13 protein-coding genes are annotated in these 20,138 nt (G+C 45.3%); 10 read left to right on the top strand and 3 right to left on the bottom strand.

Annotated features, from left to right (window positions below):
- Nucleotides 1-284: 284 nt before the first annotated feature.
- The 6 genes from prfB to AAA952_RS08265 all read left to right on the top strand — a co-directional run bounded on the left by prfB (nucleotide 285) and on the right by AAA952_RS08265 (nucleotide 10,222).
- A protein-coding gene (prfB, locus tag AAA952_RS08290) for a peptide chain release factor 2 (RefSeq protein ID WP_168824900.1) occupies nucleotides 285-1,383 on the top strand; the annotation gives its coding sequence in 2 pieces (ribosomal slippage) (nucleotides 285-359 and nucleotides 361-1,383; 1,098 coding nt in all).
- 28 nt (nucleotides 1,384-1,411) lie between these two features.
- The gene (gene lysS / locus AAA952_RS08285) at nucleotides 1,412-2,914 is read left to right on the top strand and encodes a lysine--tRNA ligase (protein ID WP_338256007.1); all 1,503 of its coding nucleotides are present in this window, start codon (nucleotides 1,412-1,414) and stop codon (nucleotides 2,912-2,914) included.
- 692 nt (nucleotides 2,915-3,606) lie between these two features.
- Nucleotides 3,607-5,079 carry a carbon starvation CstA family protein gene (locus AAA952_RS08280; protein WP_105250058.1) on the top strand — a complete coding sequence of 491 codons (1,473 nt, stop codon included), beginning with the start codon at nucleotides 3,607-3,609 and terminating at the stop codon, nucleotides 5,077-5,079.
- Between the two features lie 313 nt (nucleotides 5,080-5,392).
- On the top strand, nucleotides 5,393-7,558 hold the full coding sequence (katG, locus tag AAA952_RS08275; RefSeq protein ID WP_338256005.1) for a catalase/peroxidase HPI: 2,166 nt from the start codon (nucleotides 5,393-5,395) through the stop codon (nucleotides 7,556-7,558).
- Between the two features lie 170 nt (nucleotides 7,559-7,728).
- Nucleotides 7,729-8,163, top strand: a complete 435-nt coding sequence (locus AAA952_RS08270; protein WP_028761608.1) for a PaaI family thioesterase — start codon at nucleotides 7,729-7,731, stop codon at nucleotides 8,161-8,163.
- 370 nt (nucleotides 8,164-8,533) lie between these two features.
- Nucleotides 8,534-10,222: a glucan biosynthesis protein gene (locus AAA952_RS08265; protein ID WP_131524680.1), complete on the top strand. Its 1,689-nt coding sequence runs from the start codon at nucleotides 8,534-8,536 to the stop codon at nucleotides 10,220-10,222.
- A 77-nt stretch (nucleotides 10,223-10,299) separates the two neighbouring features.
- Here AAA952_RS08265 and AAA952_RS08260 read toward each other — a convergent pair whose 3' ends face one another.
- Nucleotides 10,300-11,016 (bottom strand): type 1 glutamine amidotransferase, encoded by a 717-nt coding sequence (locus tag AAA952_RS08260; protein ID WP_338255998.1) that lies wholly within the window; start codon nucleotides 11,014-11,016, stop codon nucleotides 10,300-10,302.
- Between the two features lie 84 nt (nucleotides 11,017-11,100).
- On the opposite strand from AAA952_RS08260, the gene AAA952_RS08255 reads away from it, so the two are divergent.
- The 3 genes from AAA952_RS08255 (at nucleotide 11,101) to AAA952_RS08245 (ending at nucleotide 14,617) form a co-directional block, all read left to right on the top strand.
- Entirely contained in the window at nucleotides 11,101-11,916 is an 816-nt protein-coding gene (locus AAA952_RS08255; RefSeq protein WP_338256282.1) for an AraC family transcriptional regulator, read from the top strand.
- Nucleotides 11,917-12,164: 248 nt separating this feature from the next.
- Entirely contained in the window at nucleotides 12,165-13,634 is a 1,470-nt protein-coding gene (locus AAA952_RS08250; protein ID WP_105252986.1) for an inorganic phosphate transporter, read from the top strand.
- A gap of 134 nt (nucleotides 13,635-13,768) precedes the next feature.
- Nucleotides 13,769-14,617: an isocitrate lyase/PEP mutase family protein gene (locus AAA952_RS08245; RefSeq protein ID WP_338255993.1), complete on the top strand. Its 849-nt coding sequence runs from the start codon at nucleotides 13,769-13,771 to the stop codon at nucleotides 14,615-14,617.
- 400 nt (nucleotides 14,618-15,017) lie between these two features.
- On the opposite strand, the gene AAA952_RS08240 is transcribed toward AAA952_RS08245, so the two are convergent.
- Complete coding sequence (locus tag AAA952_RS08240) at nucleotides 15,018-15,914, bottom strand: DUF72 domain-containing protein (protein ID WP_445190374.1); 897 nt, start codon at nucleotides 15,912-15,914, stop codon at nucleotides 15,018-15,020.
- Nucleotides 15,915-16,262: 348 nt separating this feature from the next.
- On the opposite strand from AAA952_RS08240, the gene AAA952_RS08235 reads away from it, so the two are divergent.
- Nucleotides 16,263-17,690: a sensor domain-containing protein gene (locus AAA952_RS08235; RefSeq protein WP_338255989.1), complete on the top strand. Its 1,428-nt coding sequence runs from the start codon at nucleotides 16,263-16,265 to the stop codon at nucleotides 17,688-17,690.
- Between the two features lie 134 nt (nucleotides 17,691-17,824).
- Here the strand turns inward: AAA952_RS08235 and AAA952_RS08230 are convergent, their stop codons facing one another.
- Nucleotides 17,825-19,717: a methyl-accepting chemotaxis protein gene (locus AAA952_RS08230; protein WP_338255987.1), complete on the bottom strand. Its 1,893-nt coding sequence runs from the start codon at nucleotides 19,715-19,717 to the stop codon at nucleotides 17,825-17,827.
- Between the last annotated feature and the right edge of the window lie 421 nt (nucleotides 19,718-20,138).

Raw genomic sequence — 20,138 nt, 5'->3', positions numbered from 1 at the left:
GCAGGAGAGCGCTTGTGTGTCAGCCATTGGCCTCGCGCATAGCACTATCTTGGCTAAATTTAAGTAAGATCACAGTCTTAACTCATTGCTTTTTGTTAGTCTCGGCTTTAGTGCTGTGGTCTTTTAGCTTGGAAAATAATCCTTGTTATCCCATTTAATGAACAGTGCACCCCTAGGTTTACCAGTCTGGTTAGGTTAAAATGCGCGGTTGCAAATACTGTTAATCACCGCCCCTTTTAGTGGAAGATCAATTAAAGCGGCCAAATAAAGAAAGTTGAAAACTCATGTTTGAAGTTAATCCAGTAAAATTCAAAATTAAGGAGCTTGCCGAGCGCACGGAGCTTCTTAGGGGGTATCTTTGACTACGATGCCAAAAATGAGCGTCTAGAAGAAGTTACTCGTGAGCTTGAAAGTTCAGAAGTGTGGAACGACCCAGAGCGCGCCCAAGCCTTAGGCAAAGAGCGCGCCAGCCTAGAAGCTGTGGTCAAAACCATAGACGATATGGACTCAGGTCTTGAAGATGTTGAAGGCTTACTCGAGCTGGCTATTGAAGAGGAAGACGAAGATACCTTCAATGAAACCAGTAAAGAGCTGGATTATCTCGAAAGCCGCCTTGCCGATCTTGAATTCCGTCGTATGTTCTCCGGCCCGCAAGATGCGTCAAACTGTTATTTAGACATTCAGTCTGGTAGTGGTGGTACCGAAGCCCAAGATTGGGCCAACATGGTGCTGCGTATGTACCTACGTTGGGGCGAAGCCCATGGCTTTAGCCCTGAGTTGATGGAAGTAACCGATGGTGACGTGGCCGGTATTAAAGGCGCGACCATTAAGTTTACTGGCGAATATGCGTTCGGTTGGTTACGCACTGAGACTGGCGTGCACCGTTTAGTACGTAAGTCGCCATTCGATTCATCGGGTCGTCGTCATACATCATTCTGCTCTGTGTTCGTTTATCCAGAAATCGATGACGATATCACGATTGATATCAACCCATCGGATCTACGTATTGACACTTATCGCGCATCGGGCGCGGGTGGTCAGCACGTTAACAAAACGGAATCGGCGATTCGTATTACCCACTTACCGACGAATACCGTCGTGCAGTGCCAGAACGACCGTTCACAGCATAAAAATAAAGATGCTGCGATGAAGCAGCTGAAAGCAAAACTGTTTGAGTTAGAAATGCTCAAGCAAAATGCCGACAAGCAGGCCGCAGAAGACGCTAAGTCTGATATCGGCTGGGGCAGTCAAATTCGCTCTTATGTATTAGACGATGCCCGCATTAAAGACTTACGCACAGGCGTTGAAACCCGCAATACTCAAGCGGTACTCGATGGCGATCTGGATAAGTTTATCGAAGCCAGTTTGAAATCTGGGCTGTAATTAATTCAAGGTATAGACGAGAAATAAGATGACTGAACAAGTAATTGATGAGAACAAACTGATCGCCGAGCGCCGTGCCAAGCTAGAAAGCATCCGCCCAAACTGTAGTGCTAATGCCCATCCAAATACCTTCCGTCGCACCCATAAAGCGGCTGAACTGCAAGCACAGTATGGTCAAAACACTAAAGAAGAACTCGAAGCCTTAGGTTTTAAGACCAGCATCGCTGGCCGCATCATGGCAAAACGTGGTCCTTTCTTAGTGATCCAAGACGTGTCTGGCCGTATTCAAGCTTACGCTGAAAAAAGCGTACAAGCTGATTTGAAAGAGCGTTTTCAAGGTCTGGATATCGGTGACATCATAGGTGTAACTGGTCAGCTGCATTTGTCTGGTAAAGGCGACTTATACGTCAACATGGAACAGTACGAGTTACTGACCAAGGCCCTGCGTCCATTGCCTGCGGACTATTATGGTCTAGCCGATCAAGAAATGCGTTACCGTCAACGTTACGTGGATCTCATCGTTAACGAAGATTCGCGCAATGCCTTTATCATGCGTTCTAAAGTGGTTTCTGCAATTCGTAACTTCATGATCAAAAAAGAGTTCATGGAAGTTGAAACCCCTATGATGCATGTGATCCCAGGTGGTGCTTCGGCGCGTCCTTTTATCACTCATCACAACGCCTTAGACATGCCAATGTATCTGCGTATCGCGCCAGAATTATATCTGAAGCGTTTAGTGGTCGGTGGTTTTGAGCGTGTGTTCGAAATCAACCGTAACTTCCGTAACGAAGGTCTGTCGCCACGTCATAACCCAGAATTCACTATGATGGAATTCTATATGGCTTATGCAGACTACAAAGATCTGATGGACCTCACCGAAGAAATGCTCAGCTCGATTGCTATCGAACTGCTTGGCAGTGCGCAAATGCCCTACGGCGAGCACACAGTTGATTTCGGCGGCCCATACGCACGTTTAAGCATGTTAGAAGCGATTCAGAAGTACAATCCTGATAACGCGACTATCCAAGCTATGACCTATGAGCAAGTGAAAGATGTTGAATTCATGCGCGATTTGGCGAAAAGCTTAGGCATGAAGATTGAGAAGTTCTGGACTTGTGGTCAGCTACTTGAAGAAATCTTCGGTGAAACAGCTGAATGGCAATTGATGCAACCGACGTTCATCACTGGCTACCCAGCGGATATTTCACCATTGGCACGTCGTAATGATGACAACCATTTCATCACTGACCGTTTCGAATTCTTCATCGGTGGCCGCGAAGTGGCTAACGGCTTTAGCGAGCTGAACGATGCAGAAGATCAAGACAACCGCTTTAAAGCACAGGTTGACGCGAAAGATGCAGGTGATGACGAAGCTATGTTCTACGATGCAGACTATATCACTGCACTGGAACACGGTTTGCCACCAACGGCAGGTCAAGGTATTGGTATCGACCGTTTAGTGATGTTGTTCACTAATACTCATACTATCCGTGACGTGATCCTGTTCCCTGCCATGCGCCCACAGGGGTAATGCAGTCGAACAAGGTATTTCGTTGTACATTTTGTTGTATTAGTTTAGCCACTCGACTTTTAGTAAGTCGCAATAGGTTAAGTTTACAGTGATTGATTTAGGTATGACCTGAGCATCGCTACGATGAAATACCCCCTAAAAAACCAGCCATTTGGCTGGTTTTTTGTTTTCTAAAATAGCTAAAAATAATGAGTGATAAAGTCGAACCATTAGTAACCTAAAAATGGGCTAGATGAGCATCATCAAGTGGCACGTTAGCTTTAGGTTGTGGCTATCGATCGTAGTGTAGATTGCGGGTTTAGTTTGTGAGTGTAGATAGTGTCTTTAACTTGGGGTTGTATATTGGGATGTCACGAAACACTCGTCTATGCTGCTAGCATCTCGCCGCCAGTCACATGCGATATTGTCTGTGTTCATTTCATTTTCGATAGCGATGGTTTGCAGGAATACCTAGGGCAAAGAGTTCAAGAAGAGGCAATTGGGATACATCAAAATAGTTGGTTGTATTACTGAGTGCATAAATACTTCATAGGGATTATTTTTTAACGCGTTTGTTCATTTATACCCACTCGTACGGCTGTTTCAGATAATCAACCCGACATTAGTCTAATAGTGTGTTGCTTGACCTCAGTCGCTAACTCAATGAAACTCTCCATTAAATCACCTCCTACTAAAGTATGGATAATTAAATAATGTTAATTTTCTTTATTTGTATCGCACTCTTAGTGCTTGCATACAAGTTCTATAGTCCCTTTGTTGAGCGGCAAGCGGGTATAGATCCTAAAGCGATTACACCACAGGCGAGATTCGAAGATGGCGTCGATTACGTTCCGGTTCATCCGGCTAAAGCGTTTCTGATCCAGTTCCTCAATGTCGCGGGTGTGGGGCCGATATTTGGCCCGATCCTCGGTGCACTTTATGGCCCAATAGCCTTAGTGTGGATTGTACTGGGGAATATTATTGGCGGCGCAGTACATGATTATTTTTCTGGCGTGCTCAGCATAAAAGAAGACGGTAAGAGTCTGCCAGAGATTGCGGGCCACTACTTTAATATTTACTTTAAAGGCGTGATGTTGCTGTTTACGGCTATGCTGCTGTTTTTTGTGGGCGTGGTCTTCATCATGAGCCCCGCAGGTTTACTGAGTAATCTCGATTATTTTAAAGACACCATCTTTGGCAATAATACCTTCTGGGTGTTAGTGATTTTAGTCTATTACTTTTTAGCGACTATGCTGCCGATTGATAAAATCATCACTAAATTATATCCCGCATTTGGTTTGTTGATGATAGTCATGACAGTTTCTATCGCCGTTGCTCTAATGATCAATGCGCCGCAGTTACCTGAAATGGGGGATGTGTTTGCCTATTTCGACCACAGCCATTACAACAATGAGTTACTCGAACCAAACCCTGATGGACTACCTGTTTGGCCACTGTTATTTGTGACTATTACCTGTGGTGCGATTAGCGGTTTCCATTCAACTCAAGCGCCCATCATGGCTCGTTGCTTGACGAATGAGAAGTATGTTCGCCCTGTGTATTATGGCGCTATGGTTGCTGAAGGTATCGTTGCTTGTGTATGGGCAACGGCGGGTATTGCAGCTTTCCCTGGCGGTTATGTTGAGCTTAAGAGTTTGCTCGACCAAGGGGGCCCAGGTTTAGTGGTTAATCAAGTGGCAACTACGTATTTAGGTGTTGCGGGCGGTATTATGGCGATTGTGGCCGTGGCTATCTTCCCTATCACATCTGGCGATACCGCATTTCGTTCGCTGCGTTTGACGATTATTGATGCCTTCCATATTCCGCAAAGTATGCGTAATCGTTTATTGGTTGCTGTGCCTATTCTGACCATTGCGTACTTTATGACGAAGATCGATTTCTCTTTGATTTGGCGTTACTTTGCCTTCTCAAATATGCTGCTATCAACCAGTGTGTTGTGGTTAGCGACTAAGTATTTGTTCGATCGCGGGACCTTCCATTGGATTGTTAGCTTACCAGCAATTGGCGGCACCAGCGTTACTGTGTCTTATATTATGACTGCGGGTATTGGCCTAGGTTTACCGCAACCTTTGAGCCAGCCAGTGGGTATCGCTGTCGGGGTTATCTGTTTAGTTGCGCTGATCATTGCGCACAATAGACGTAAACCTGTGGCAGAAGTTAAGTAGTCAGTTACCCCATAGTTTTACCCAATAAAAAAACAAGGGCTGCATTTTGCAGCCCTTGTTTTTTTATGATTGGTATCATTCTACTATCCTTTAATAGCTTATTTTAGAAAGGGTAATTTTTGCTGAATATTTTTTAATGAGCGGATTCATCGCGTTTCATCTAGAGGTAAGGTAAGGTCGTTAGACTGGTTTTTATTTCTCTATTGAAACGATTAGTCTGTGGTAGAGAGCGTTAAGCAGTACAAACTTGCGGCAAAAGTCATTTAGATTTTATTTACTTGAATATTTTTTGCGAACAGAAGGAGAGCACGTTATGTCTGAGAACAAATGTCCTATGCACCATTCTGCTGGTGGCACCTCGAATCGAGATTGGTGGCCTAAACAGCTCCGGCTCGATATTCTGCACCAACACTCTTCCTTATCTAATCCTTTGGGTGATGACTTCAATTATGCTGAAGCCTTTAAATCCCTCAATTTAGCTGCTGTAAAGCAAGATCTCCTCGCATTAATGACGGATTCACAGGACTGGTGGCCTGCAGATTTTGGCCACTATGGGCCGCTATTTATTCGTATGGCATGGCACAGTGCCGGCACCTATCGTACCGGTGATGGACGCGGTGGTGCGGGCAGCGGTAATCAACGTTTCGCACCGTTAAACAGCTGGCCAGATAACGTAAACCTCGATAAAGCACGCCGGCTCCTTTGGCCGATTAAACAAAAATATGGCAATAAAATCTCTTGGGCCGATTTGATGATCCTTACAGGAAATGTCGCGCTGGAATCTATGGGATTCAAAACCTTAGGTTTCGCTGGTGGGCGAGTCGATATTTGGGAACCCGAAGCTGATATTTACTGGGGTGCGGAAAATAAATGGTTAGACGATAAGCGTTACTCGGGAGAGCGAGACCTTGAAGATCCCCTCGCCGCAGTCCAAATGGGGTTGATTTATGTTAACCCTGAGGGACCCAATGGCGACCCTGATCCTTTCGCTGCCGCCGTAGATATCCGCGAAACCTTTGCCCGCATGGCGATGAATGATGAAGAAACCGTAGCCTTGATTGCTGGGGGTCATACTTTTGGTAAAACCCATGGTGCAGGTGACGCAGCATTAGTCGGACCTGAGCCAGAAGCCGCAGGTATTGAGCAGCAAGGGCTAGGTTGGCAGAGTCGCTATAAAAGCGGTAAAGGTGGCGATACTATTTCCAGTGGCCTCGAAGTGACTTGGACTTCAACACCAACCCAATGGAGTAACAATTTTTTTGAAAATCTATTCGGATATGAATGGGAACTGACTAAGAGCCCTGCGGGTGCCCATCAGTGGATACCTAAAAATGGCGCGGGTAAAGGGGTGATCCCCGATGCGCACGACGCCTCAAAACGTCATGTGCCGGCCATGTTAACCACTGACCTTGCACTGATCTTCGACCCTGATTACGAGAAAATATCGCGTCGACTCTTTGAAAATCCTGATGAGTTTGCTGAGATCTTTGCAAAGGCTTGGTACAAGCTGACGCACAGGGATATGGGGCCATGCACACGCTATTTGGGTCCTGAAGTGCCAGCAGAAGAGTTTCTTTGGCAAGATCCCATCCCAGCGGTTGATCATCCCTTGGTTGATGAGCAGGATGTTACTGATCTCAAACTGAAGATTATTGGCTCTGGATTAACGATTTCAGAAGTCGTTGCAACCGCTTGGGCCTCTGCTTCGACCTACCGTGGTTCTGATATGCGCGGTGGTGCGAACGGTGCTCGAATTCGACTCGCACCGCAAAAAGATTGGCCAGTGAATCAGCCTGAGCAGCTCGCTAAGGTGCTCAAAGTGCTTGAGAGTATTCAGTCTGAGTTCAATCAAGGAGGTAAGAAAATCTCCCTAGCTGACTTGATTGTGCTGGCAGGCTGTGTCGGTATTGATCAAGCGGCTAGAAATGCGGGGGTTGAAGTGACGATTCCATTTACGCCGGGTCGTATGGATGCCACGCAAGCACAAACTGATGTGGAATCTTTTGCAGTACTTGAACCTGTCGCTGATGGCTTTAGAAATTATCATCCCACTCAGTTTTCTGTTTCGGTGGAGGAGTTATTGGTCGATAGGGCACAATTGCTGACCTTAACTGCGCCGGAAATGACAGTGCTTATTGGCGGTCTGCGGGTGTTAGATACGAACTCTGATCAGTCAAAAACGGGTGTCTTGACTGCGCGTCCTGAGTTTTTGACCAATGACTTTTTTGTTAACTTGCTCGATATGGGGACGACGTGGAAACCCACTTCCAAAGCGGAGGATATGTTTGTGGGTGTTGATCGTGTCAGCGGCCATCAAAAGTGGACTGCAAGTCGTGTTGATTTGATCTTTGGCTCTAATTCGCAGCTGCGTGCACTCGCAGAAGTGTACGCGAGCAGTGATGCACAGCTGCAATTTGTCGATGATTTTATCGACGCTTGGACTAAGGTGATGAACTTAGATAGATTCGATCTTCGCTGAGCTTATATTTATTAGTCTTTTTAGTGGTATATGGATCCAATTTAGGCGCCGCTGGGGTTAATGCGGACCGAGCGTTTAAGTGGATTTTCAGTTAAATGATCGCCTAATCCAAAGTGGTTAAGCGGTCATTTTTATTCATGTGCTTTGACGCTCATCAATTTAGGTGGAATATGAATATTCAGCAAATGTCGGGTTTAGCTATTTTACAGGCGATGGCAAGGGGGGAATTACCCGCACCTTCTATCTCTCTCACTATGCCAATGTCGCTGGTTCAAGCCGACGAAGGAACGGTGACATTCCATGCGACTGCCGATGATAAGCACCTCAACCCATTGGGCGGCGTTCATGGTGGTTTTGCCGCGACTGTACTGGATTCGGTTACAGGTTGCGCCGTGCATACATTGCTTGAAGCGGGTGTTGGTTACGGCACTATCGATTTGAATATTAAAATGATTCGACCTGTGCCTAAACATCAAGTGTTAGTGGCTGAGGGCAAGGTGATCAATTTATCTAAGTCTTTAGGTATTTCGGAAGGTACGCTAAAAACGCAGGATGGAAAACTGCTCGCCACTGCTACGGCGACTTGTATGATTTTAAGGCCATAAACCGATTTTGCGGGCTGGCGATATTATCTCTTCGAGTTAACACGCTGAGCAGATAATTAACCTATGCCGAAGGTGCACTTTATCTTCAGGTATTAAGTCGACGGCCTTCTTGCTGGCAGTGAGGTTTTTATGGGCGTAAATTCAGTTAATAACGGAATTTTTTAATCATATTTTCATAAATAGGCCTCAAGATTGAAAATAGCTAGCATGCCATATTCCATTCGACAGAAAGTATGCTAGATTCTGGCGAATTGTTGCTGATCGCTGTATTGTTACCTCTGTCATCAACAGTTCTCCACAGGGCCATCGCTGCAATTGAGTCAGATTTGCAGGGAAGTGTCAGGAAGTTACACCAATTCAGAGTCTGCTTATGCAACCCAATTTATTTCCCGAACAAAGAAACGTTTATCAAGAATCGAGGGTGACATTACCCTCGATTGAAGCCCAATCTTCCTCTCGTCGCGGCCGTTTGCAGCGTATGGTTGGCGGCGTATTGTTAACCTGTAGCGTATTGCTGAGTCTTTCAGCATGTGCGGCAGGTAAGCAGGCGTCACCACAAGAAGGTGAAGAGTTTAGTTACGCTTGGCTAAAGGGTTATGCCCGTACTATGGCTGCACAACCCTATGAGAGTCATAAAGGCGAATTACCTAAAAGCCTTCAGGGCATGAGTTGGGATGATTACCAACAATTCCACTTCAAGAAGAAAGCCGCACTATGGCGCGATCAAGATTCGGAGTTTCGTGCCGAACTGTTCCATCTTGGGCTGTTTTTCGATACCCCTATTCATATTTATGAGCTAAATGAGGGTAAGGCTAAGTTAATCGAATATTCACCTTCAATGTTCGATTACGGCAAGTCAAAGGTTAAGGGTAGTCAGTTGCCTAAGGATCTTGGTTTTGCGGGTTTCCGTATGCAATTTAATACCGATTGGCAGCGTGACATTGTTGCCTTCCTTGGCGCCAGTTATTTCCGCGCTGTGGGTCAAGAAATGCAGTATGGTTTGTCGGCTCGCGGCTTAGCGGTTGATACTGCACTGCCAAAACCCGAAGAGTTTCCAATGTTCACCAATTTCTGGTTAGAAAAACCTAAACCAGGATCGAATATCACCACTGTGTATGCCTTGTTAGATTCTCCGAGTGTCACGGGGGCTTATCGTTTTGATATCGAACCGGGTGAACGTTTAAAAATGAAGGTGGATGTGGCTGTTTATCCACGTAAAGCGATTGAACGTTTAGGCGTTGCGCCACTGACCAGTATGTTTATGGTGGGTGAGAACGATCGTCGCACCGGTTATGACTGGCGTCCAGAAATCCATGATACCGATGGTTTAGCCATGCACACGGGGAATGGTGAATGGATTTGGCGTCCGCTAGGTAACCCTGAAAACCTGCGATTCAACGCCTATAGCGATGAAAATCCAAAAGGTTTTGGCTTACTGCAACGTGATCGTAACTTCGATCATTATCAGGACGACGGCGTGTTTTATGATAAACGCCCAAGCCTATGGATTGAACCAACCAGCAGTTGGGGTAAAGGTTCAGTGCAGTTGGTTGAAATTCCAACACTGGATGAAACCTTCGATAACATAGTGGCTTTCTGGAATCCTGCTGAGCCGATTGTTCCTGGTCAAGAGCTGCTGTACAGCTACAACATGTACTGGGGTGGCATTCCACCGGTTCAATCACCCCGTGCTCGGGTTGTCGATACCTTCACCGGGATTGGCGGTGTAGTTGGCCAGAAACGCAAATACTACAGTAAGCGTTTTGTGGTTGATTTCGCGGGCGGCACCTTACCTATGATAGGTAAAGACACCCAAGTTAAAGCCGTGATCACAGCATCTGAAGGCAAAGTGGAAATTGAATCTGCCCGTCCTTTAGCCTCGATTAATGGTTACCGCGCTATGTTTGACGTAGTGCCCCCCGGAGACGGTACTGAGCCGATTAACTTGAGAGTCTATTTGGAGGTCGATGGTCAGCCATTATCTGAGACTTGGATGTATCAGTGGAATCCGCCTGCAAAGGATGATCGTGAATTGCACAATGCGGGTCATTTGCAATAAGCGATTTGTGAGTCATTAATCTAAAACGCCAGCTAACTTAGCTGGCGTTTTTGTTTTGGCTTGAGCCACTTTTTACTTTATACGGCTTGATAGGTTAGGACTAGATTATCTAAAAAATGCCCCAGTAACTGATTCATCTTAGCCGTTGATTGCCCCAGTATGAACTCAGGGCTTTGAATATATGGCATTTTCTGTGTGCTAGAAAAAGCATTTTCTTGAGCAATTAATGGCGCTAATTGGCTACTGATAAATTCAAGATGGCATTGAAATCCAAAAACTAAATTTGTGTAACGTACAATTTGCCGCGGGCAGGCTGCACTTGTGGCGAGCACTTCGCAATCGGGAGTGAGGCCTGGCATATCATTATGCCAGTGGCCGACCACTTCAGTGGTCGAAAATGTCTTAAGGTTAATATCACTTTTTCCTGCCGCAGTCAGTTCAATGGGGAAGTAACCAATCTCGGTATGCGGGCTCTTTTGATAACGGGCACCTAATGCCTCTCCGATTAACTGTGCCCCAAGACAAACCCCCACAACGGCTTTATTTTTTTGGATAGCTTGTCTGATAAACCTTTGTTCTGCTTGGCTATCAAAATATGGACAATCACTTTGGCATGTCGCGGGAGACTGAGGGCCACCGAGGATAATTAATAGATCAAAACCATCACTATTGTCGGGTAAAGCTTCATCTAGATAGATTCTGCTAAAGCTCATACTGTAGTTTTTGCTTGCAGCCCAATCGCTAAAATAGCCTGGACCTTCATAGCTTTCATGGATAATGCAATGAATGCGCATCGAGTTTTCCTGTGTCTTTTATGGGATAACGCTATGCTACAATCCTTTTTATTTGGCTGAATAACGTTATATGGACAAGTAATGATGCTAAGTCGCCAACTCGATTCGATTAACGCCATTATTGAGCAAGCGCCTAATATGCCTTCTTTTGTCAAAACGATTGAGATGCAGAAGGGTTATGTGGATGTTTTACACCAGCACTGTTGGCATCAGCTTATTTTTCCGCTTCAAGGCCTGTTACAGACAGAGGCAAATGAGGCACTTTTTTTGGTCCCCCATACCACAGCGCTTTTTGTGCCTGCAGGTGTCATGCATGAGTCTGTTGCGATCACAGATACCTGCTTTATTGGTGTCTATTTGAATCCTATGTATGGTCGAGATTATGGTGCCATCGTTAAGCCCGTCGCCATGAGTGCTTTTATAAGGGAGTTAGTGCTAACGCTCAGAAAACAATGTGCTTTTAATACCCCAACGAATGTTGATCCAATGGTTCAGGCGCCAATACTGCGTTTGCTTGAGGTGTTATATGATCAAATTAATAGTGCGGAAGGACAGACTTTCAAGTTACTGATACCGCAAGATAGGCGCCTAAAATTGATTTTTGAGCATTTAACCCAAACGCCAGCTTTAGATTTCTCTTTAGTGAAATGGGGTGAGATGGTTGGGGCATCGGAACGAACATTGTCGAGGCTATTTGTGAGGGAGTTTGGTTCTTCATTCGTATTATGGCGTCAACATTTACGGCTGATCTATTCGCTATCGTTATTGGCCACTGACCTATCAATACAGAATGTGGCCCACCAAATTGGTTATCAAAATGATTCATCCTATATCAAAGCCTTCAAGGAGCGTTTTAGGATGACGCCACAGCGATTTCGGTTAGGCGATCATGGGATATAACCCTGTTACGGCGTATGGTTATGAACACTATTTTTAGTTGGCTTATTTAATATTGAATCAATATATTGCACCTTTTCGCGGCACAAATATTCATTTGGCCGAATAAAATCAAGCCAGTTGTAATTGCAAGCATGCTACTGAGTTATTGGGGGCTAATTCACTTTTTGACAATCTAAACAATTTTTCACTGTAAAAGACCCCAAACTTGGGCGTAACCTGTGTGCGTTCTCGCCATGGGTAAGTATTTTATGTTTGAAATGTTCACAACGTTAGGCTTTGCGTGGTCGGTGGGTTTAGTCCTTGCCGTACTTTTTGTACTGGCATACGAATTTATTAATGGCTTCCACGACACGGCAAATGCGGTGGCGACGGTGATCTATACCAAGGCAATGCCGGCAAATCTGGCGGTCGTTACCTCCGCACTATTTAATTTTGCGGGTGTGCTGTTAGGGGGGTTAGGGGTGGCCTATGCGATAGTGCATTTATTACCCGTAGACTCCTTGCTCGGTATGGACTCAATCCAAGGCTTGCTGATGGTGTTTTCCCTGCTATTTTCGGCAATTATCTGGAACTTAGGTACTTGGTATTTTGGTATTCCGGCATCGAGTTCCCATACCTTGATTGGTTCGATAATGGGCGTGGGTGGCGCGTTTGCTTGGATAAATCATCAGCCTATCTTGCAGGGCATTAATGTCTCTAAAGCAACGCAGATCATGCTGTCCTTGATTATTTCGCCGACCTTAGGGTTTGTGATGGCAGGGATTTTTTTGCTCATCATGAAATACGTTTGGCAGAAACATAAAATTCACCGTACCCCAGATGAGCAGATGCAGATTAATGGTAAAAAACACCCTCCATTTTGGGCAAGGGCGAGTTTAATTATCTCTGCTATGGGGGTGAGTTTCGCCCATGGTTCTAACGATGGACAGAAGGGGATAGGTTTAGTGATGCTAGTGCTGATTTGTATGGCACCGGCTTATTTTGCCTTGGACATGGGCAGTCAACCCTATGATTTAGAAAGAACTCAAGATGCTAATCGTCGCATTATGGCGATTTATGACCGTAACCAAGCCGTTATCGCGGATGTTATCGACTTTAAAGCCTTGGTCAACGTTCCCGAATATATGCTGGCCCATTGCTCATCTGCCAATGTATTACCGGCGATGTCGTTACTTGACCGTCGCTTAGCAAAAGTCTCGACTTACAAAGATATGGATGTAGAAGAGCGACGCGAGGTGCGACGTTTATTGCTGTGCATTGATGATACTGCTCGCCAAGTGGCTAAATTGGATCTTCCTGCTAAGGATTTGAGCTCATTAGCTAAATGGCGAAAAGATCTCACTAGAACTACTGAGTATGCGCCCATTTGGGTGATTATTGCCATTGCGACTGCGCTGGGTTGCGGCACGTTGGTGGGTTGGCGGCGGATTGTATATACCGTGGGGGAAAAAATTGGTTCATCGAGTATGACTTACAGCCAAGGTATTGCTGCGCAGGTAACCGCTGCCGTCTCTATTGGGATTGCCAGTATGACAGGGATGCCGGTATCGACGACTCATATTTTGTCTTCCGCTGTTGCGGGTACTATGGTGGCTAATCGTTCAGGGCTTCAGATCCAAACCATTAAGCAGATCATGCTTGCTTGGCTGCTGACACTACCTATTACTATGTTGCTCTCCGCGAGTGTGTTTATCCTTGCCAATGCACTTTGGGGTTAGCCAAGAATACTCAAGTTGAATGCTCACATAGCCAAGCCTTGAGGGCTTGGCTTTTCGGTTCAGTGCCGTTTCCCGCGATAATTACCTAAGCCATCTTGTTAGAGTTGAGCCTTCAACACCAACAAGGACATAAGATGGCTGAGCTATCTAGAATACTTTTCAAAGCACTACATCAACAATCAGAGCCGCTGATATTAACTAACGCTTGGGATGCCGCCAGTTCGGCCATCATCCAAGCATCGGGCGCCCGTGCGATTGCGACCAGTAGCGCGGCATTGGCTTGGTCGCTCGGTTATCCCGATGGGCAAGCGCTACCTAAAGCGGCTTTATTGGACGTAGTGAACAATATCCTACGGCTGAGCCGAGTGCCCGTGACGATAGATATTGAATCTGGTTATAGCCAAGATCCCGATGAGGTTGCTGCTTTTGTTGCGCAGCTTGCTGAGCTTGGCGTAGCAGGAATTAATATTGAGGATGGCAGTGCAAGTGTTGCTGAGATGGTGGCAAAAATTAAAGCTATTCGCGCCCATCCTCGTTGCCAAGGATTATTTATTAATGCGCGAACTGATGTGTATTTACTGGGTTTAGCCAGTGGTGAGGCCGCAGTCGTTATGACTATTGATAGGTTAACTCAATATCAGGCTGCGGGTGCGGATGGTGGCTTTATCCCTGGCGCGATTAAGGTCGAGACCGCTAAGCGCTTGTTTGCCGCTGTGGATATGCCACTGAATTTTATGCTATTGAATGAGCAGATGGATATCGGCGAGTTATTTGCCGCAGGTGTGCAGCGTTTTTCCACTGGCCCAGCTTCATTTTTACAGGCCTATAGCACTTTGCTTAATCCAATTTTGTTAAATTCAATTAAGGCAAAACCGTTTCAGCGAGAGTCAAATAATGCGGTTATTGCCGTTGATAAGGATTCAATACCTAAAGCCATTTCCCTTGGTTTTGAGCAAATGAATAACTTATTTATCCCGAGTTAAAGCTGTTTTTCATCTATACCCAAGCTACCTGAAGATACGAGTTTCAGAGCGCACAGGGTGCTTCAATTCAAGGCGCATTAATGACAGAATGTCGGCCACCTTTTGAATTGATGCAACACGGAAGTGGAGTGCCCTGGGCGCTCCGTCCCGGCGGGTTTTAACGCACTTTATGCTGCGTTGGTTATTTTTAACTTAGCCCGCTAGGCCTGCAAATAACCGCAATCGCCATGGATGGCGTGAATGCCATTTATGCAGGAGCAATAAATGGCCTTGCCTAAAGTGCGTTACCATTCAGTTAACATCAGCCCGCTGAATCCTGCATCTTCAGGTTGTTTGGGTATATACCCACGGCGAGCTTGCCGTGGGTTTCTTCTTGCGTCCGTTTTACCTCGCGCCCGTTTTACCAAGCAAGTCCTATCTGCGTACTTGTCTCCTCAGGTATCTTCTCAAGCAGGCTTAACTCGGCGAGTTGAATCTGCGCTGCAATTTGGCTGCGCAATGTTTGATAGAGACGGATGGCCAGTTCTGGCGCGGCTTCATTGTCGGGAGTATGAATAAACAGATAGGGTTCTCGACCTTCTGCGAGCCATTGCGGGAGTTGGGTGAGCCAATTATCAAAAAAGGCATCGTTATCCTTAGGTAAAGCAGTAACGCCTTGCTGTGCGAGTTGTGTTACGGCATCGTCTGGTTGGCCGATAAAGCGCACCACTGGATTATTGGCGGTGGCAATCGCATGCACTGGCACTCGAGGTTTTTTCTTGTGAGCGTCGATAATTGCGACATTGCTTGGCGGCAGTGCAAACAAGGGCCTGCTGTCCATGATGATGCGATTCACTTTTTTATCGATGAGTAATCGATTAAGCGCACGCTCGGCATCTCCCTTAGCAAAAAACGCAGCATGCCTGACTTCGACGCCATAGGTTAACCCTTGGGGGATTTGATCTAGAAATTGCGCTAACGCAGGCAAGTTTTCTGGGCCGAAATGGGCGGGCAGTTGAATTTTCCAGATCCCTGTTTTATCGATTAATGGTGTCATTATCTGGAAAAAATCTTTCAATTCTTGGCCGCAGTGTTGCAATAATCTTTGGTGAGTGATGGTTTGCGGTAGTTTGAAGGTAAAACGAAAGCTCTCTGGCGTGGCACTGTGCCAATTCATTACCGTTTGCTGTGCAGGCGTTGCGTAGAAGCTGGTGTTCCCTTCGACAGTATTGAATATTGTCGCGTAACGGGCGAGTCGCTCCGCTTGTTTAGTTCCGTGACCATACACACTTTCTTGCCAATTCGAGTGCGACCACATGGCAAGCCCAAGGCGAAAATGGTTGGGTTGATGTAACGGAGAGCACAATCGGTTCAAAAATAAATTCCTTTAATGCCATTTGCGCGTACCAAAGCTGCGCTCTGATGTTGACCAACATTTTAGGGCATTGTGCCGATATCTGTCGTCTAGAGTCAAATAGTGCCACCGATGGCCTTAAGTATTGTGTTTGATTTTGTTTGAATTTAACTCTGTAAAAGTCGGACTTAACTTAGCCAACTCTGGAATGACATTGAAAATTAACCTACTCTAATAGTGCGTTATTATTATTTTTATGCTTATGATCAAACTTAGGACTTAGCCAAAGACGGACGTTTATTGGAGAATTACGTGAATAATGATGGCTACACTTCCTTAAGCAATTTTATCGACCTTCTCTTGGATGCTATTTGTGTCGTCGATAAAACGGGGAGGTTTGAATTTGTCAGTGCAGGGGCAGAACGTATTTTTGGCTATACCCCAGAAGAAATGATGGGTATGCAGATGCTAGATCTTGTCATTCCAGAGGATAGGGAACGCACTCTCGCAACGGCCAATGAAATTATGGCAGGTCGCTTTAAAGTCGATTTTGAAAACCGTTATGTGCGTAAAGATGGTGTTATCGTCGATATTCTTTGGTCTGCACGTTGGTCCGATGCTTATCAACAACGTGTCGCAGTCGCTAGAGATATTTCTAAGAGCAAAAATGCCGAACGTAGACAAGCAGCCTTATATGAGATTTCAGAGGCTGTGCATGTCGCTGAGGACTTGCTAGCCCTATATCGTCGAATTCATGAAATTATTGCTAAATTATTGCCTGCAGCAAACTTTGCTATTGCATTGTACGATCAAGATTTAAATGAATTAAGTTTTCCTTATAAAGCCGCTACTGGCAAGGATTCACTTATCGATATTGCAAGTTTCAGTGTGTTCACTGACCAAGTGATCCGCAGTGCTGAGTCTTTACTCCTGTGTCCCGTGACTTTAACTGATTATCCCCAAGCGATTCGTGACGATTTGGGTAATGGCTGTTTAAGTTGGCTGGGTGTGCCGCTGAAGCTACAGAAAGGCGTTATCGGCGCTTTGATTATGCATAGCTTGCCCACTTCGGCTTCATATACACACCAAGACCGTGAGTTATTGGAGTTTGTTTCTACGCAAATAGCTTTTGCGATTGAGCGTCGACAAATGCTCGCGCGATTAGAGCATATTGCACTTTATGATCAGTTAACCTTGTTACCCAATCGTGAGCTTTTTTACGATAGATTTCAAAAGGCGCTATCTCGAGCCCATAGGGAATCAAGTTATTTCTCTTTGCTTTATTTAGATTTAGATAAATTTAAGTGGGTTAACGATACTTTTGGTCATAGTGTGGGCGATTTATTACTGCAAGTGACGGCGCAGCGAATAGTCAGTTGTGTGAGGGGCTCAGATACCGTTGCGCGTTTTGGGGGGGATGAGTTTGTCATCTTACTTGAGCGAGTTGATTCAGCACATAATACCCTGCTGGCCGCGCAAAAAATATTGCAAGTATTCGAGCACCCCTTCGAGCTTGCCGAACAGCAGATCCATATTCTGCCGAGTATCGGTATTGCTCTGTATCCAGAGCACGGTGAAAATGAGAAACAGCTTATTTCCTGTGCCGATGCCGCTATGTATAAAGCTAAAAAGAATGGCGGAAATCGAATTGAAATGGGTTATCAAGGATTAAGAAACGTACATGCTGAGCTTCGACCTGAGGCCAATATTCCTGAAAATAAAGCGATGAAGATCATTTAAGCTTGCTTTAGGTAAGCCATTGTAAGTCTATAAAGAAATAATATGTAAAGAAATGCCCGCAAATGTCACTGACACTTGCGGGCATTATTGTATGGAACTGTTGATGTAATCTTTATATAAAATAAGGCTTTTGATTACAGTTTGAAGCGATTAACTTCCTGCTGCAATGATGCGGCTAAATGGGCGAGCTCTTGAGCTTGGACCATAGACGTTTGTGCCTCAATCGAGAGATTCTCTGACACTTCACGAATCGACTCTGTATTACGGTTGATTTCGCTGGTGACTGAGGTTTGCTCCTCGGCTGCAGTGGCAATTTGGCTCGCCATATCTGAAATATCATTAATGGCTTTGCTGATTTGCAACAGACTTTCACTGGCTGAATTAGCATCGGCCACACTGGTTTCTGCCATTTCATGACTTTGAGTCATAGACTTAACGGCTTTGCCTGCGGTTTGTTGCAGGGTTTCGATCATCGCTTGAATTTCTTGTGTCGATGAATGCGTACGTTGTGACAGTACACGCACCTCATCAGCAACTACAGCGAAGCCACGACCTTGTTCTCCTGCACGTGCCGCCTCAATGGCTGCATTGAGTGCAAGTAAGTTGGTTTGCTCTGCGATGCCACTAATGGTCAACAAAATGCTGTTGATCTTTTGTGAGTGCTCGTTCAGTTCACCGATAATTCGCCCTGCAGTTTCGACTTCACTGGCTAAATTACGGATAGATTGCTGGCTTTGCATTACCTGTTTATGGCCATGGTTTGAAAGTCCGACCGCATTTTGAGCGGTCTGCGCTGTATGCTCCGCATTACTGGCAATTTCCTCGGTGGCGCTGGCCATTTCGGTCACCGCAGTGGCAACCATAGTCACTTCATCTTGCTGTACTTCAATGCGCTGACTGTTATCCGTTGCCGACGCACTACTTCCTTTGGCTTGATATTCCAATTGACCCGCAATCTTGTGCATGCGGGAAATCATACCGTGTAGACGTTCTACAAAGCGGTTAAAACCCGAAGCTAACATACCAATTTCATCGTGACTGTTGGCAGTATGAATGCGCACAGTGAGATCGCCATCGCCCTCGGCAATATCATTGAGTGCTTGGGCAACGCGTTCGAGATCTTTGAATTGAATTTTAAAGATGGCGATTAAAATCAAACCAAACAGCACCAATAGTGCAACACCTACGGCAGACATCCACCAAGCGAGATCGGTTGCCTGTGACATGATTTCTTGCTTATCCATTACGAAAATCAGCGCCCAGTCTGTTGAGGGTATTGCCGCAACATAGACTAACTTAGTGGCACCATCGAGGTTTCGCTCTTCCATCGTATTGGCATTAGTGCGCTGTGATAACCAGTTATTACTAAAATTACTATCGATTTTAGTGAGTTGTTGAGTATTTAGCTGGCTATTGGGATGACTAATAATGAGCCCTGCATTATCGACCATCAGAGTGTAACCTTTGCCTGGTACTTGGAGGCGCTGCACTGCATCTGTTAACTGATCTATGGTTAAGTTCGCAGCCGCTACGCCTATGAGCTGGCCTGAGCCCATCACAGGTTCTGCTATAGTTACGACTTGTTTTTTCAATGTGGCGCTGACGTAGGGCGCCGTCATGATCATTTTACCCGCCGTTTTAGCATCCATATACCAAGGGCGAACGCGGGGATCATAATTTGCGGCATTCAGCGACGGATCTTGGCGATACATGTTGCCTTGCTCGTCACCATAGTAAGTGAGGGCAAAGTCAACCGCAGTATGCGCTTGCAACAAATGAGGGGTAACGTTGGTACTAGGTTCGGCTTCAATGGTTTGCTTTAGGCTAGTGATGGCCATTTTTCTGTCTTGGATCCACTGACCTATGCCGGATGAAAAAGTCTTCGCCAGTTGGTCAATTTCATGTTGGGTGTTTTCTAACGCATTATTTCTAATGAAATAACTAGAGATACTTACGAGTACAGCAATAGTGATCAGTACAGCGGAAAGACTGCTAAACAGCAGCCGTGTTTTGAGTGTCGATCGCATAATCTATATCCTTTATATTCCGTTAGCTCTCTAACGTTGTTTTAGTATAGCGGCAGTACAGGGCAAAACATTAAATCATTGAAGAATTATAGTAATAAATTTAGAAGTGACGCCCATAATTTATGAATTTAATAATTACATGATTTTTATATCAATAACGATTGCGTCAGCGGTTGTTTATTTGATGAACGGATGGAACTTAGCAGACTAAACTGAAGAGATGAATAATATTTTACAGGTGATAAATAACATTAGTTATCGACAGTAAGCCGTTAAAATACATAAGCTCAAGCTAACAATTTAATTAAATATGTCTCTGGTTGTGAGTGTGATTAATTCATTATTCAGAATGCTGGCTTGTTTATATCAAAGGTTAGTGAGCTTAATTTCGCGCAGGTAGCATCTTGTGTGCTGGTTCAAG

This window comes from Shewanella sp. M-Br (assembly GCF_036245925.1).
GTDB lineage: Bacteria > Pseudomonadota > Gammaproteobacteria > Enterobacterales > Shewanellaceae > Shewanella > Shewanella oncorhynchi.
The sequence above is the reverse complement of the archived record's forward strand: the minus strand, read 5'-3'. Positions and strand labels throughout refer to the sequence as shown.

What these genes read in the sequence shown, in the direction of transcription:
- lysS (WP_338256007.1), top strand. Translation starts at nt 1,412, where the DNA reads ATGACTGAACAAGTAATTGATGAGAACAAACTGATCGCCGAGCGCCGT.
- AAA952_RS08280 (WP_105250058.1), top strand. Translation starts at nt 3,607, where the DNA reads ATGTTAATTTTCTTTATTTGTATCGCACTCTTAGTGCTTGCATACAAG.
- katG (WP_338256005.1), top strand. Translation starts at nt 5,393, where the DNA reads ATGTCTGAGAACAAATGTCCTATGCACCATTCTGCTGGTGGCACCTCG.
- AAA952_RS08270 (WP_028761608.1), top strand. Translation starts at nt 7,729, where the DNA reads ATGAATATTCAGCAAATGTCGGGTTTAGCTATTTTACAGGCGATGGCA.
- AAA952_RS08265 (WP_131524680.1), top strand. Translation starts at nt 8,534, where the DNA reads ATGCAACCCAATTTATTTCCCGAACAAAGAAACGTTTATCAAGAATCG.
- AAA952_RS08260 (WP_338255998.1), bottom strand. Translation starts at nt 11,016, where the DNA reads ATGCGCATTCATTGCATTATCCATGAAAGCTATGAAGGTCCAGGCTAT.
- AAA952_RS08255 (WP_338256282.1), top strand. Translation starts at nt 11,101, where the DNA reads ATGCTAAGTCGCCAACTCGATTCGATTAACGCCATTATTGAGCAAGCG.
- AAA952_RS08250 (WP_105252986.1), top strand. Translation starts at nt 12,165, where the DNA reads ATGTTTGAAATGTTCACAACGTTAGGCTTTGCGTGGTCGGTGGGTTTA.
- AAA952_RS08245 (WP_338255993.1), top strand. Translation starts at nt 13,769, where the DNA reads ATGGCTGAGCTATCTAGAATACTTTTCAAAGCACTACATCAACAATCA.
- AAA952_RS08240 (WP_445190374.1), bottom strand. Translation starts at nt 15,914, where the DNA reads ATGTGGTCGCACTCGAATTGGCAAGAAAGTGTGTATGGTCACGGAACT.
- AAA952_RS08230 (WP_338255987.1), bottom strand. Translation starts at nt 19,717, where the DNA reads ATGCGATCGACACTCAAAACACGGCTGCTGTTTAGCAGTCTTTCCGCT.